This window comes from Pseudaminobacter salicylatoxidans, from assembly GCF_003148475.1.
GTDB classification, from domain to species: Bacteria; Pseudomonadota; Alphaproteobacteria; order Rhizobiales; family Rhizobiaceae; genus Pseudaminobacter; species Pseudaminobacter salicylatoxidans.
The window spans coordinates 130,393-144,783 of the sequence record NZ_QGGG01000009.1; the positions used below are offsets into that span (position 1 = coordinate 130,393).

Genomic DNA, 14,391 nt, shown 5'->3' on the forward strand with positions numbered 1-14,391 from the left:
TCCATCTGTCGAGGTCGGGGCTTGGCAGATTACATAGACGCGATAATCACCAGTTGACGCGGATGCCGAAGGTGCCGGCGGTTGCGTTCTGCCGACTGCTGCCGCCGTCGAGCGACCAGCGGTAGCTGGCCTGGCCGTAAAGGCTCATATTCTGTTTCACCCGCGCCGAGATGCCGCCACCGACCTCGAGCGCTGTGTCGCCGAAGCGGGTCTCGATGGCGGGTGAGTATTGTCCGAAGAATGCGCTGTCAGTGCCGGAGAAGACATGCCAGAGATTGACCTGGGCGTAGGGTTGCCAGAGCGCCCCCCGCTCGTCGCGCCCTGTGTATTGCAGTCGCGCCCCAAGCCGCCCGGTCCAGGCTGTATCCGCATTCCAGTCCACACTCGAATATTGGTCTTGTGACCGGTCCACCGAGACACTCTGGTAGACGATTTGCGCCTGCGGCTCGATCAGCCAGGCATTACCCTCCCCGAAGTGGATTGGGTAGCCTGCCTCAAGCGACGCTGTATATCCTGTTGCATTGATCGAGATCCCCGCGCCATAGAGGGACGTTGCCTTCGCGTCATACCAACTTCCCTGGAACACCGCGTCGAGATACCAGCCGCTCGGGCCGAAATGCGTCCAATAGGCGCCCACCGACGGTCCGTTCATCAGCAGCCGGCCCACTTCCAGGTTTTGCATTCCCTGGGCGAAGCCACGCACCGAAGGCGAGTTGTAATCCGAATACGCCACATACACGCCGGCATGGTCCCGGTGGCCGCTGTCCGTCGTCCGACGCAGAATATCAAAGCCTGTCTGGAATCCGACCAGGTTGCCGGTCGCACTCGCATCTACCGTCCCATTCCAGCGGTTGCTTACCCGCTCCCCAAACACCCGTCCCCAGACGCCGTTCGCAAAAGCCCGCGGCTCCGGCAGGCCCCGCAGGTTCTCCTCCTCTCCGACACGCTCATGCAACGTCCCCAGGGTTGAAAGGCCTATCTGTCGGGCAACCGCAGGGATCGGCGCATAAAGCGGCACTTCCGGGCGGTAGAGCGGTATGTCCGGACCGCTCGGCGTCGTCGGATTCGTCAGTGTATCGATGAGATGGGATCGCAGGAACCAGTCATTTGGATCCGTGCTGCCACCGCGGAAGAGCTCGTACTCATAGGCGCCGGCAGCGACGCGCTGGCCAAGCGTGAAGGCATCAGTCGTGGTGGTGCCACCGTCGGTCACCTGCACCAGCCGGATGCCATCCGCCACGGTCTGCGCACCCGGACCTCCGGTATTGTTGACGAGCATGGAGGTCGTGCCGCTGGCCGGGCCGCCATTGATCACCAACAGGTTGCTCGGCGAATTGTCGGCGCCAAGATAGGTGTTGAAGCCGATGCGGCTACCGGCGCTGCCGGTGTAGCTGCCGACCGCCAGCGTGCTGTAGGCTCCCGGCCGTGCGAGGAACTGGATCAGGCCCGCATTGGTCATCGTGCCGGCTGCGTTGGAATCCCCGGTGACGTTCCAGGCGCTGCTGGCATCGATCGCGGCATTGGTTCCGTTCCGCGCCAGGCCGGTCCAGAGGCTGCCCTGCGCGAGCGCCACGTTAGCGGTGTTGCCGGCATCGGCCAGCAGGTCGCCCGTCCATTGCGATGCGGACAAGTTGGCGCTGGCGGTATTGCCTGGGCCGGTCAGCACCAGATTGCCGGTCCAATTACTGTTGCCGAGGTTGTAGGTGAGGGTCGAGGGATCGACGACGATGTCGCCGATGACCGATGGCATGCCGGCAATGTTCAGCTTCAGGTTGCTCGGCGTGCCCACCGCATCCTCGGTCACCTGCGCCAGCAAGAGCCGGCCGTTGACGACAGCTGAGGTGATCGCGGTGCCGCCATTGATCGAGACGGTGCCGGTGCCGCCCCGGGCGAGGACGATCGCGCCGTTGGTAGCACTCAGGCTGCCGCCGGTGACCGATACAGTGCCTGGCACACTGCCGGCGAGATAGACCGCCGCCGCTCCGCCGCCGCTCACCGCGACCGCGGTGCCGGATGTGGTGAGCGTGCCGCCGTTGATGGCGGCGATACCATGCGCGGCATTGCCCGTGGTGGCAACCGAACCGCCGGTGACTTGCGCACCGCCCGTGTTGCTGGCCCGGATGCCGGTGGCAGCGGCTCCGGCCGTGGTGATGGCGGCGCGGGTGAGAACGATGGCGCTGCCGGCGTCCTGCGCCTGGACACCGTGGGAGTTCTGCCCCTGCGTGGCGACCGTCATATCCGTCGCCGCGATCGCGCCGCCCGCCATCGCGTGCGCACCTATGGCGTTGATGTTGGTGGTGGTCACCGAGGTGCCGGACAGGGTGATGCTGCTGCCAGCGCCGGTCGCCCGGACGCCGTCGGCGCCGCCGACAGCAACGGTATCGGTGCCATTGGTTGTGATGGTGCCGCCAGTGATCGAGGCCGCGCCTTGACTGACCCTGACACCTATGGCGCCGGCTCCGTTCGTGGTGATCCTGGCGTTCTCCGCCTGCAGCCGGCTACCGGCCCCGACCACGTCCGCGCCATGAGCTTCCAGGCCTATCTGGGCGTTAGGGAACTGGAGAACCGGAGGGTTGCTCCCGGTCACCCGGTATCCTGTGGTTACCTCGCTGCCCGTCACTATGACCGTGCCTGCGCTGTTGACAAGCACACCGGCGCTGGAAGGGCCGGATGTGCGGTTTATGGTATCGGTCAGCGTAACAGTGCTGCCCGATCCGCTCGCCACTGCGCCGGGGGAGTTAGGTTGATAGGTGAAAATGCCGTAGCCTGAGAAGTCGATCCTGCCCCCGGCGTGAGCCCATACACCCGGACTGTTCGCGCCGTAGGTGGCGGAACTCGCGCCATTGTTGACCTGGATGTTGCTGCCAAGTCCCCGGGCAAGCATGCCTGGGGAGTTGGCGATGACGGTGCCCCCGTAATAATCGCCGGTCGCGATGGCGCCGCCATTGATGGTGGCCGTTCCTCCACCGGTGGCAAACAGTCCGGCGCTGCTGTTGCCGTAGATGGTCACGTAGGTGTTGTTCAGGGTGAGGTTGCTGACAACGCCCGAGGCGACGACGCCCGGCGCATTGTCGCCATAGCTGAAGGTGTTCAAGTTGTTGAGGATGATCGAGCCGCGGGCATCCGCAAAGGCGGCTGAGGCGCCCGCGCCCGAGGTCGTGACATCGGTGCCGGTCAGGTTGATCATTCCGCCGCTGGCCGCATAGGCGCCATGCGCATTGTCAAGCGCCGTGTTGACCGCGCTGTCGGTCAGCGTGACGCTGCTGCCCGTTCCAACCGCCCCGATGCCATAGGCGCCGGCGCCATTCGTGTAGATGAATGTATAGCTACCGGTGATCAGGCCTCCGTCGTTGGCGTTGAGGCCATGGCCGCCCGCGCCGTAGGTGCTGATCGTGGCGCCATCCAATGGTGTGCCGATCAGGGTGATCCTCCCGCTGCCGGTAGCGTACATGCCGTAGCCACTGCCGTTTGCGGTAAAATCTATGGAGGTGCCGCTGTAGGTCCCGACGGCGGAAACCTCGACCACAGGCGCTGGCCCAGTACTCTCTCGCACGGTGAAAGCCGGATCCGCGCAACTGCCGGAGGAGATGCTGACCGCCGCAGGTGGCGGCGGGGCGCATTGCGCGAGCGCTTGCGCGGAGGGCAGCAGTGCCATCATCGCAGCGGCCAAGAGGCAGCGATGGCTGGCAGCAGAGCTCAGTAGCATCTTCCGAGAGTTGCCGACCCATTGACCGAAGCTGGGAACGGCAGCTGGCATCTCCACATGGTCAGCACGCAACCGGCGCACTCCTCTTCCGCGAATCATCTCAAACTGGAGACATTTTGTGATTCAATAACGAACAGTCTTATAATGGGCTCATAGTTGGATAAGGATGATAGGTTGTATTTTGTCGTAAGGTCGTGCCTGCACTTGAAAGGACGCCGAAGATTCTGAGAGAAATTTTTGATGAGCGCCGTCAAATGACGTCATTTTGAGTGATGCCCTAAAAATGGGCTTCTCTGAGGGAGGCTTTTGAGCATTGGAGAATTCCGGCTCTATGGTGCCATCGCCCTAATCCGGCATCCGAAAGTACTCGATATGTCCCTGCCATGTCGGCCTGGCACGACGTATTGCTGGGTCAGGAGACACGATGGGCCGTGACCGCGGGAGGATGACGCACCGGCGGCATCCAATGCACCGAGAAGGCGCTGACCGCCAGCGTCGATCTCTGTCGATCATGCTGTCCTCGGATCGGCTATCCGAAGACGATCAGGGTCGATCAGGGCACAGATTCGTCTCCCGCGACCTCGATCTGTGGGCCTACAGCAAGGGCGTCACGCTCGACTTCTCGCGACCGGGAGAGCCAACCGACAACGCATACATCGAAGCTTTCAACGGCCGCTTCCGGGCGGCGTGCCTGAATGCCCACTGGTTCCTGACGCTTGCGGACGCGCCCGAAAAGTTGGAGGATTGGCGCAGATACTACAACGAGGTGCGCCCACATGGCGCGATCGGCCACAAGGTACCGATCTCGTTGATCAATCCCGATGGTGCCACCAGTCCGCCATCGTGAGGCAGCCGGAAAACTGCACCTTCCGGCGGTCCAAAGAATGGTATCGGATCAATCCAACTCGCCCGTGTACTTTATCTCGGTCCACGAAACCGGTAGCTGGCCGGATAGCGTGTCGCTCGCTATTCGGTGTCTGTGCGTTGGGTGGATGCCAACCCTGTTTCTCCGCGTAACGATTCGAAAAGATGCTCCGGTTTGCTTCGCGCAACGTCGTAGTCGCGTCGGCACCATGGGCAGCGAATTGCAGCTCGCGGACGTGGCCCTGCGCAGGATGGACAGAACCTAAGGGAAAGCATCATCGACCTCCTCTGGCCCTCAAAAATCAGTGTCTGAGGGCGGTTTACCGACTTCGGGACGGCGCGCGCCGCCAAGGTCTTCGGAGGCTAGAAATGTCACCAAATTGAGGCGCTGGCTCTTTGAGAAAATTGCCAAAACCTCATCGGGAGGGCGATAACTCGCTGAGGCTGGTTTAAGGGACCATCCCGAAATAATTGGATCGCAACTTCTCGGTTGAACCGTCCTCGTGTGAGGCGATGATCGCCAGGGAAACGGGCTTCCGAAGATTGCTGCCCACGTTGAACGCGAACCCGTATTTGTCGGGTCTGAACGTGTTGCCGATCACCTTGACCGCTGCTTCCGGGCGAGAATACGCGTAATACTCGAGGACCGGCGCATCGCCAACGATTGCGACAATCTCGCCATTGGCAAGTGCGGCCACAGCGTCTGACAGGTGATCGAACGGCATGGTGTTGCCAAACGAGGAGGCCATAAATTCCTCTGCGATGCTGCCGGATTGTACTCCGACGGTTTTACCCTGGAGATCGGCAACGCTGTTGATCTGGTTGGTTATAGCTGCCGCCGTCATTACGCTGGTGATGGACGAGGTAATATAGGCGATCACGGCAACGCCGCACACCATCCACAATCCCTGCCAGATACGGCCAGCCCATCCGAACAGATTTTTCCGTCCGCTCTTGCCCGACGTCGCGATGGACATGACATGATAGAAACTCTCGGCCAATCCTTCTCGCCACTTCTTGGGGAATTCTGAATCGAAAGTTCGGTCGAACAGGGTCATTAATAGTGTGGCCGCCAGGATAGTGGCGGCTATCCATGCGTAGGTTTGGAGGTGGCCGGCATCGTTCAGCTTCTCGATGACTTCGCCAAAACTGGTTCCGTCATCCCTTTCGACCATGACCCTTAGGCCGGCGTCAAACCATGGGTGGGTGAAGTCCATCGCGGCAGCGCGTTCGGCGGTAATGCTGAGGTTGGTGACTGCCGCATCGACCGCGCCGGACGTTACCGCACGGGTGAGATCGGTGTAGTTCCGGAACTCATGGAAATCCGACGTCAGCTTCAGATCGGTTGCGGTCTTGTTCCATAGGTCGATGGCCATGCCGCTGTAGCCATCGCCTTCCTTTTCGACGAAGGGTGGGCTGACATAGACACCGACCTTGACAGTTCGGGCATTGATCGGCGCTTCCTGTGCCAGCGCTGGGAACGTCACGAGAAAAACCGCCGAAACGATTAGCAAGGACGAGATAGCCAGTGCAAACAGAGCGCCCGGACGACACGGAGGCTGCATCACATAGAACCAGAAAACACAGATGCCGCAAACGTTTCAGATAGTCCTTACCATAACCTTGAACCGGGCGGGTGGGGGCGGCGCTCGCCACTTCGACGAATTGAGATGTGAGAGGCGGCCCGTGAGCCGCCTCTGATTTTCGGCCGTTTTTCAATAACCGATAGCTGCTCCCGCGGTCGCCCGGCTATCGATCGCGCCGTAATACCGCGCCCCATCTCCGGCTTCGATTTGTTTCAGGTTCTTGCCGCCGACAAGGATGCCCGCGGCTTCGCCCCAGATCGACCAGTCCGGGTCAATGCCAACCTTATAGCCCATGCCAGTGAGGAGCCTGAGTGTGTCGGGCGACAGCGCATGCGGCTCCATCACCACCCGGTCCGGCAGCCATTGGTGGTGGATGCGCGGCGCATCGATCGCCTCTTGCAGGTCCATGCCATGGTCCACCACGTTCATGATTGCCTCCAGCGTGATGGTGATGATGCGCGAGCCGCCGGGGCTGCCGATCACCATGAACGGCTGGCCGTCCTTCGATACGATGGTCGGGCTCATCGACGACAGCGGCGACTTGCGCGGCTCGATCGCATTGGCTTCGCCCTGCACCAGTCCATAGAGGTTCGGCACACCGGGCTTCATGGTGAAGTCGTCCATCTCGTTGTTGAGCAGAATGCCGCTACCTTCAGCCACCTTGCCGATACCGAACGACCCGTTCAGCGTATAGGTCACGGCCACGGCGTTGCCATCCTTGTCGATGATCGAATAGTGGGTCGTCTCGGTCGATTCCCCGAACCCCGCCGGCTTCAGCTCCTCGCTTACGCCGGCACGATAAGGATCGATGCGCGCGCGGATTTCCTCCGCATAGGCCTTGCTGGTTAGCTTCCCGACCGGATTGTCTACAAAATCCGGATCGCCGAGCGCGGTGTTGCGGTCGACAAAAGCGTGGCGCATCGCCTCCACCATCAACCGCACTGTCTCCGCCGAACCGTAGCCGAGATAGGAGATCGGATAGCCTTCCAGCACATTGAGGATTTCGCAGATCACCAGGCCGCCTGAAGAAGGCGGCGGCGAAGACACGATGTCATAGCCCCGGTAGCTGCATTTCACCGGCTCCAGTTCGCGCACCTTGTACTGTTCGAAATCCTCCTTCGCCAGGATGCCGCCATTGGCGGTGCTCGCCTTCACGATCAGGTCGGCGGTCTCGCCTTTATAGAAGGCATCTGCGCCGCCCCGCGAAATCGCTGTCAACGACTTGGCCAGATCGGTTTGCACCAGCGTCGCGCCAAGTTCCAGCGGCTTACCATCCTTGAGGAAGATCTTCGCCGCCGCCGGGTCCTGCGCCAGCATATCGTTGCCGTCGGCGAACGAGGCGATATCGCCCGGCTCAAGCACGAACCCTTCGCTCGCCAGCCTGATTGCCGGCGCAAGCAGGTCTTCGCGGGGCTTGGTGCCGTATTTCTCGCGCGCCATTTCCATGCCAGCGACCGATCCCGGCACCCCGACCGCCAGATAACCCTCGGTCGAAGCGCCCGGCACCGGATTGCCATTGGCATCGAGATACATGGTCTTGGTCGACGCCAGTGGTGCCCGCTCGCGGAAATCCAGGAATGTCGTCGTACCGTCCTTGAGCCGAATCGTCATGAACCCGCCACCGCCCAGATTGCCCGCAGTGGGGTAGACGACGGCCAGTGCATAGCCCACCGCAACAGCGGCATCTACCGCGTTGCCGCCGCTTTTCAGCACATCGACGCCCACTTGCGACGCAAGATGTTGCGCCGTCACAACCATGCCGTTCTGCCCCTCCGCCGGCGCTGGCGATGCCGCAAAGACATTCTGAGTCAGCACTATGCTGAGCGTCAGGCCGGCGGCGAGGGAAAGCCGTCTCAGTTCGAACTGCTGCATATCCTCCTCCTGTTGCTCCCGAAACCGCTTTTAGAAAAGCGGTTTCGGGAGCATTGGCGGGAGGCCGTGCGAATGCAAGGTCCAAGTCACGTCATGGGAGAGACCAGAATGAAGTTGGGATGACGCCGGACGACGCGGAAGGGCGCGCCGCGAACGGTCGTGCTCATCGTTTCATCAGCTGTGATCCGCGCCCTTGCAGGCCCCTCTCGCGGGTGCCGTAGCCGGGCAGGCTGCTCGAAGGGAACCACCTTGCGCAGGAGAGGTTTGGCCGAACCATCCCAAACCTCCCTGGCGAAAACCCGAGCGTCGCGGGTCATTTGCGGCCTCGGATTGCGGGTCATGTCAAGGCAAGATCGGCTCCTTGGGCAGGAAGCCGGGGACATAGGTCTGATCCGATTCAAGCTTGCCGCCGCTGACTTCGACATTGGAATTGATAAAGTCAAAGGTTTTGGCCATTTTTTCCGGCAGGATATGGCCAAGACCGTTTGCCTTGACGTCGGCATTGACCGCGATGCGTTCGATCAGGTCGATCTCCTCGCGCACGATGGCCGGATCGAGGGCCGGCGCGTACTTGACCATGATCTCGGTGGCTTCGTCACGGTGCGACAGCGTGTATTGCCAGCCGCGCAGCGCGGCACGCACGAAGCCACGAACGACCTCCGGCTGCTCATCGAGGAAATCCTTCCGCACGCCGATCGAATTGGAATAGAGGTCGAGGCCATAATCGGCAGCGAACAGGCAGACCGGTTCCCTGCCCAGAGCCGCGCGGCGGATGGCGGGCGCGCTCATCAGGAACTGATCGACCCCGTCGACCTTGCCGGCCGCGAGCATCGGCACCCGAGCGGCGGCGTCGACATTGACGATCTCCAGCTTGGAGCCGTCGAGCCCATTCATGCCCATGAATGCGCGCCAGATCTGCGGCAGGAAGGACGCAGAGCTTGAGCCGAACCGCAGGCCCTCAAGCTGAGCCGGCTCGGTCACGTTGGCACCGGGGTTCAACGTGTAAACGCAATATGGCGCCTCGACATAGGCGCCGGCGACGATCTTGACGTTCGCACCCGCCTTGCCGGCAGCGACCAGGCTCGGCACGTCGATCAGTCCCATCTCGGAAATGCCGGTGACAACGCCGCGTATCGCGTCCGCCGTGCCCTTGGAGGGCATGATCTCGACATTGAGCCCCTCTTCCTTGAAGTAGCCCTTTTCGAGCGCGACATACCACGGCGCGTGGCGCCCCAGGCTGATGAAGTCGAGCATGAACTTCACGTCGGTTTCCGCACGGGCCGCCGGTGCGGCTGCAAGGCATGAGAGGGCGGCGATCACGCCGACGAATTTCCGAAACATCCAGTTCTCCATTAGCGAGTTTGCGCGACCTCGGCGACGGCCCGCCGGTCCCGTTGACGACAGAGGCATCATAAGATATTTCACGAGACATACAAGATGATCGTGCAGATTGCTGATCGCGTGGCCGGCCCTCGGCCGGGCGTTAGCTACCGGAAAGGAATTGAATGGCCTTCGTCGAGATATCGAACGTGCGCAAGGTATTCGGGAGCGGCGCGAACCAGGTGGTCGCTCTGGACGAGGCCTGCCTGACCTTCGAGGAGAATGAGTTCGTTGCGCTCCTCGGCCCGAGCGGCTGCGGAAAGACCACCTTGCTCAAGATCGTTTCCGGTCTGCTGTCACGCACGACCGGTTCGGTCAGGGTCGGGGGCCGCGAGGTCGCTGGCCCTTATTCCGATTACGGTTTCGTCTTCCAGACGCCCAGCCTGATGCCGTGGCGTTCGGTGCTGCAGAATGTTCTTTTCCCCATGGAAATCCTTGGGAAGCGCGACGCTGCCGCCCAGCAGCGGGCGGAACAGCTTCTCGACCTGACCGGGCTGCATGCTTTCGCCAATGCGCGGCCGCATGAGCTTTCAGGCGGCATGCAGCAGCGCGTTTCACTCTGCCGCGCACTGATCCACAAGCCCAAGCTGCTGCTCATGGATGAACCTTTCGGCGCCCTTGATGAATTCACGCGTCTCGACATGAACGACCTCCTGCTCAAGATCAAGGCCGAGACAGGCGCGTCGGTGCTGTTCGTCACGCACTCGATTTCAGAGGCGATCTATCTGTCCGACAAGGTGGTCGTGTTTTCGCGGCGGCCTGCGCGGGTGAGTGAGGAGTTCAGGATTGAGATCCGGGGGCCTCGCACGCAGGCCTGTCGTTTCACACCGGAATTCACCGAGGCTGAGCGCCGCGCCAGCGAAGCGCTCGGCCTGCTTGTCGGCTCGCCCCAGGAGGATTGAGAATGCCGCTCTACGAAACGCTTTCCCGCATTGGTTATCCGACCGCCGGCATCGCCGTCCTTATCGCTGTCTGGACTGTGTCCTGCCGGATATTCGATATTCCGGAGGCCGTACTTCCGTCGCCGGACCAGGTAGCCGCCGCCTTTGCGGGGAATTTGGGATTGCTGGCCCGTGAAGGCTGGGTGACGCTGCAGGAAACAGCGCTGGGCTTCGCGCTCGCGATGCTGGTCGGCATTCCATTTGCGATCGCCATCGCCAACTCGCGCCCGCTCAACCTGATGTTCTATCCTCTGCTGGTCGCACTGCAGTCCGTCCCGAAAGTGGCGTTGGCGCCCATCGTTCTGGTCTGGCTCGGTACGGGAATAGAATCGAAGCTTGCCATAGTGTGGCTGGTCGCGTTCTTTCCCATCATCATCGACACCGCCGCGGGATTGCGCTCGACGCCTCGAGACCTGATCGAACTCGCGCGCAGCCTCAAGGCATCGCCGTGGCAGGTTTTCTACAAGGTGCAGTTTCCGGCCGCGTTGCCCTTCGTGCTGACGGGCGCCAAGGTCGCGATCACGCTGGCCGTCATCGGGGCTGTCATCGGCGAATTTATGGGTTCGAGCAACGGTCTCGGCTATCTTCTCCTGAGTGCTACCTCGCAGCTCAATTCGTCGTTGGCCTTTGCCTCGCTCTTTGCCCTGTCCTTCCTTGGTCTGGGCGTGTATGCGGTGGTCGAGCTTGTCGAAATCGGACTTGCGCGCTGGCTGCCGGTGCGTCCTGCCGGCCATTAAGCGGGCATTTGGACTTGGAAGTTTGGCAAGGGTTGGCGGGATCCGGCATTTTCCACCGGCCCATGCGCTCCCATTTAGACTATGATGCCGAAAGCTGCTTCACAGCTTTCGGCATCATAGTCTATCGAATTGATTTTGCTGCATATGCGTGACGCTAGGTGAAGCCACTTGGCTGCCGCATGTCTTGCCGGTCGCTGGCCGGTGCGCCGCATATCGGCGAGGTGCCAGACATACGAGACCGTTCTGGGTGTTCGACATTATCCGCTCACGCATGCCAACATAAGTTGATATTTCAAGAGGGATTTTTGTCTGGGGAATTTCACGCTAGAGTAATGGGCGCCGTTGAATCATCGCCGCACTCGACTGCACGCCTAGCATAGCCATAGGGGCCCTATCGCAATCATGAGAACCACGAAAGATCAAAAGGGGAAAGGCAAGAAGGCCATGCCCGCGAGTGAAGAGAAGCCGGCGGCCAAATCGCAGTCGCTGGTCACGCAGGCCTATGAGCGGATCAAGGAAAAGATCATTACTCTGCATTTCCTGCCCGGCCAGTATCTGAACGAAGCGGCGATCTGCTCGCAGCTCGATCTCGGGCGGACCCCGGTGCACCAGGCATTGCAACGACTGCACATAGAAGGCTTGGTCGAAGTCATGCCGCGCAAGGGGATCATAGTCCAGCCCGACAATTTCCTCGAAATCATGAAGATTCTCGATTCGCGGCTGACGGTCGAACCGGAGCTTGCCCGCGCTGCCGCAAACCGGGTGGCGGCAGGAGAGATCGAAGCCGGGATGTTGAACGATCTCAGGGCGGCTGCGACGGCGACCGACCCGGACGAAACTCCCCCCGACATTTCCTCGTTCACCGTGAACGACCGCGTCTTCCATCGCAAGGTGGCCCAGCTTTCAGGCAATGAGGTGATGAGCGACTTTGCCCGAATGCTGCACGAGCGGTCGATACGTTTCTGGTATCTCAATATGTGGCAGACCATCAATGTCCGGGCGACCAACAACCAACATCTCGAGATAGCCGAGGCGGTCATCGCCGGCGACCCGGAACAGGCGGCGAGCCGGATGAGCGACCATATCAAGTCACTGCGTGACAGATTGGACAAGTTGCATCGGGCCTCGCCAGGCGTGCTGCGCGGACAATAAGGAATGCTGCAGCCGACCGGACTCGTTTTTCGTATACACAAAGAAAAATCAATTAGTTAGACCGATATGCCGTCCTCCGAAAACCACTTCAGGTTTTCGGCCTCTGGGAAACGGCGTCGTCTGCCGGCAATCGTGCCTCCACGCAAGGCCGGCGAAAGCCCCTTTCATTCGATGATGTGACGGCGCGGGTCCGCATCTCGGCATAAAACGCTTGCATTATATTTTTACTGAAATATCATGTAGCACATATTGTGATACTGGGTGTTTACATGATCGACAAGAGTGCTGGAGGGCCGCTTCAGATGCTGCCTTCCCTGGAAGAAATCCTGATCCATACGGCCGAAATGCCCTGGCGTGCCAAATCGCTGGCTGGCGTCCATGAGAAGATGTTATGGCGCGACGAGGCGACAGGTGCGTCGATCGCCTTGATCCGCTTCGACAAAGGGGCCAGCATTCCGACGCCGCATCTGCATGCGTCGAACCAGTTCATGTACTGCCTGCAAGGGCACTACGAATACACAAGCACCGGGGTCACGCTGCGGCCCGGATCTTTCTACTGCAATCCGAAGGGCAATGTTCACGGACCGACGCTCGCTCATGAAGACACGATCGTCGTCGAGATCTATGACGGTCCGCACTATCCGGAGCGACCTTCCTGGTACGACAATGACGAGGACGCCCGCTGATGGCTGGCGATCGAATTCTCGCCCCCGCCCTTGTCGAGGCGGTCGCTGACGTTTTCAGGGCCGTGGGATTGAGCGCGGGCGATGCGGCGCTGGTGGCCGAGGATTTGGTCGCCGCCGATGTCGATGGCGTCGCCTCGCACGGCGTCGCCCTGGTGCCGATGTATGTTGATCGTATCCGCGCCGGCTCAGTCTCGAAAGCCTCTGCCGGTATAGTGGTGTCTGATCGCGCCGGCTCCATCGTCATCGATGCGCAGGATGTGCTGGGTCAGCTCACTGCGCGGCAAGCGGTTTCCCTCGCTGCGGCGCGCGCGAAGATGAATGGCCTTGCAGCCGTCAGTGTTCGAAATGCCTTTCACTTCGGCGCGGCCGGGCGCTATGCAAGGATGTTGGCGGACGAGGGCTGTGTGGGCATCGTCATGTCCAACACCCGCCCGCTGATGCCTGCGCCGGGAGGCGCGGAGCCTCTTACGGGTAACAATCCTGTGGCAATCGCTGCGCCCAGCGTGGGGGGGTTCCCTGCCGAGGTCGATATGGCGTTGAGCGCGGTCGCCATGGGCAAGATCCGCAATGCCGCAGCCGCAGGGGAGGCTATTCCCCACGGCTGGGCCGTTGATCGGCAGGGGCTGCCGACCACCAATCCGAGTGCTGCCATTGAGGGCATGTTGTTGCCGGCCGCCGGACCGAAGGGGTTTGGCCTGGCCTTCATGGTTGACCTGCTTTGCGGCGGGCTTTCCGACGGCGCGATTGGTCCGGAGGTTTCCCCGCTCTATGGCGATGTCGCCAAGCCTTATCGCTGTTCGAACTTCTTCCTTGCCATCCATGTCGATCACTTCGTGCCGTCCGGCAGATTTGGCGAGCGGGTTGAAGCGGAGTTGGCTCGAGTGGCTGCCTCCCGTCGCGCGCCCGGCACTGATCGCGTCTTCGCCCCCGGCGAGCTCGCGTTTGACGCGCGTATGCGGATGGATGGGCACTGCCGGTTGGCTCCTGCGACGCTGAGCAATCTTATTCAAGTCGGGCGGTCGCTCGATCTGGATCTTCAATCCACCATTACGAAAGGGACAGTACAATGAAACAGCAAATCACCAGCGATAAGCTCGCCAAGCCCAATGGCCATTTCGCCCAGGCAACGGCCATCGAAGCCAAGGGCAAGCTGGTTTTCGTCTCTGGTATGACTGCGCGTGCCGCCGATGGCTCGATCGCCGGTATCGGTGACGTCGAAGTGCAGACGCGGCAGGTCTGCGAGAATCTCAAGGCGGCCATGGAGGCGGCAGGTGGTTCTCTTGAGGACATCATGCGGGTCGATGTCTATGTGCGTAACATCGAGCACTTCCCTGCTATCCACAAGGTGCGTGCAGAGTATTTCAAGGCGCCCGTTCCTGCCTCGACGATGGTCGAAGTGGCGAAAATGGTCTCGCCGGAATACCTGATCGAGATCAGCGCCATCGCTGTTCTGCCGGAGGGCTGATC

At 61.2% G+C, this 14,391-nt stretch carries 10 protein-coding genes and 1 pseudogene; 7 read left to right on the forward strand and 4 right to left on the reverse strand.

Annotation, left to right across the window (positions count from 1 at the left end):
- Positions 1–46: 46 nt before the first annotated feature.
- Positions 47–3,658 (reverse strand): autotransporter outer membrane beta-barrel domain-containing protein, encoded by a 3,612-nt coding sequence (locus tag C7441_RS13815; RefSeq protein ID WP_170125130.1) that lies wholly within the window; start codon positions 3,656–3,658, stop codon positions 47–49.
- 563 nt (positions 3,659–4,221) lie between these two features.
- On the opposite strand from C7441_RS13815, the pseudogene C7441_RS13820 reads away from it, so the two are divergent.
- A pseudogene (locus tag C7441_RS13820) lies at positions 4,222–4,553 on the forward strand (integrase core domain-containing protein); the annotation flags it as partial.
- 466 nt (positions 4,554–5,019) lie between these two features.
- Here the strand turns inward: C7441_RS13820 and C7441_RS13825 are convergent.
- The 3 genes from C7441_RS13825 to C7441_RS13840 form a co-directional block, all read right to left on the reverse strand.
- On the reverse strand, positions 5,020–6,084 hold the full coding sequence (locus C7441_RS13825; protein ID WP_244916153.1) for a transporter substrate-binding domain-containing protein: 1,065 nt from the start codon (positions 6,082–6,084) through the stop codon (positions 5,020–5,022).
- A gap of 201 nt (positions 6,085–6,285) precedes the next feature.
- On the reverse strand, positions 6,286–8,028 hold the full coding sequence (gene ggt / locus C7441_RS13830; protein WP_109613362.1) for a gamma-glutamyltransferase: 1,743 nt from the start codon (positions 8,026–8,028) through the stop codon (positions 6,286–6,288).
- A 342-nt stretch (positions 8,029–8,370) separates the two neighbouring features.
- Positions 8,371–9,369: an ABC transporter substrate-binding protein gene (locus C7441_RS13840; protein WP_170125131.1), complete on the reverse strand. Its 999-nt coding sequence runs from the start codon at positions 9,367–9,369 to the stop codon at positions 8,371–8,373.
- Positions 9,370–9,533: 164 nt separating this feature from the next.
- Between C7441_RS13840 and C7441_RS13845 the strand changes: the two genes are divergently transcribed.
- The 6 genes from C7441_RS13845 (at position 9,534) to C7441_RS13870 (ending at position 14,389) form a co-directional block, all read left to right on the forward strand.
- Positions 9,534–10,310, forward strand: a complete 777-nt coding sequence (locus tag C7441_RS13845; RefSeq protein WP_109613365.1) for an ABC transporter ATP-binding protein — start codon at positions 9,534–9,536, stop codon at positions 10,308–10,310.
- Between the two features lie 2 nt (positions 10,311–10,312).
- Positions 10,313–11,086 carry an ABC transporter permease gene (locus tag C7441_RS13850; RefSeq protein WP_109613366.1) on the forward strand — a complete coding sequence of 258 codons (774 nt, stop codon included), beginning with the start codon at positions 10,313–10,315 and terminating at the stop codon, positions 11,084–11,086.
- A 444-nt stretch (positions 11,087–11,530) separates the two neighbouring features.
- Complete coding sequence (locus tag C7441_RS13855; RefSeq protein WP_170125132.1) at positions 11,531–12,238, forward strand: GntR family transcriptional regulator; 708 nt, start codon at positions 11,531–11,533, stop codon at positions 12,236–12,238.
- A gap of 302 nt (positions 12,239–12,540) precedes the next feature.
- Positions 12,541–12,924 (forward strand): cupin domain-containing protein, encoded by a 384-nt coding sequence (locus tag C7441_RS13860; RefSeq protein ID WP_109613443.1) that lies wholly within the window; start codon positions 12,541–12,543, stop codon positions 12,922–12,924.
- Entirely contained in the window at positions 12,924–13,994 is a 1,071-nt protein-coding gene (locus tag C7441_RS13865) for an Ldh family oxidoreductase (protein WP_109613368.1), read from the forward strand. The genes C7441_RS13860 and C7441_RS13865 overlap by 1 nt, the downstream gene beginning before the upstream one ends.
- Entirely contained in the window at positions 13,991–14,389 is a 399-nt protein-coding gene (locus C7441_RS13870) for a RidA family protein (RefSeq protein WP_109613369.1), read from the forward strand. The genes C7441_RS13865 and C7441_RS13870 overlap by 4 nt, the downstream gene beginning before the upstream one ends.
- Positions 14,390–14,391 lie beyond the last annotated feature (2 nt).

Coding starts and splice junctions, on each gene's coding strand:
- C7441_RS13860 (WP_109613443.1), top strand. CDS start 12,541: ATGCTGCCTTCCCTGGAAGAAATCCTGATCCATACGGCCGAAATGCCC.
- ggt (WP_109613362.1), bottom strand. CDS start 8,028: ATGCAGCAGTTCGAACTGAGACGGCTTTCCCTCGCCGCCGGCCTGACG.
- C7441_RS13865 (WP_109613368.1), top strand. CDS start 12,924: ATGGCTGGCGATCGAATTCTCGCCCCCGCCCTTGTCGAGGCGGTCGCT.
- C7441_RS13850 (WP_109613366.1), top strand. CDS start 10,313: ATGCCGCTCTACGAAACGCTTTCCCGCATTGGTTATCCGACCGCCGGC.
- C7441_RS13855 (WP_170125132.1), top strand. CDS start 11,531: ATGCCCGCGAGTGAAGAGAAGCCGGCGGCCAAATCGCAGTCGCTGGTC.
- C7441_RS13840 (WP_170125131.1), bottom strand. CDS start 9,369: ATGTTTCGGAAATTCGTCGGCGTGATCGCCGCCCTCTCATGCCTTGCA.
- C7441_RS13815 (WP_170125130.1), bottom strand. CDS start 3,658: ATGATGGCACTGCTGCCCTCCGCGCAAGCGCTCGCGCAATGCGCCCCG.
- C7441_RS13845 (WP_109613365.1), top strand. CDS start 9,534: ATGGCCTTCGTCGAGATATCGAACGTGCGCAAGGTATTCGGGAGCGGC.
- C7441_RS13870 (WP_109613369.1), top strand. CDS start 13,991: ATGAAACAGCAAATCACCAGCGATAAGCTCGCCAAGCCCAATGGCCAT.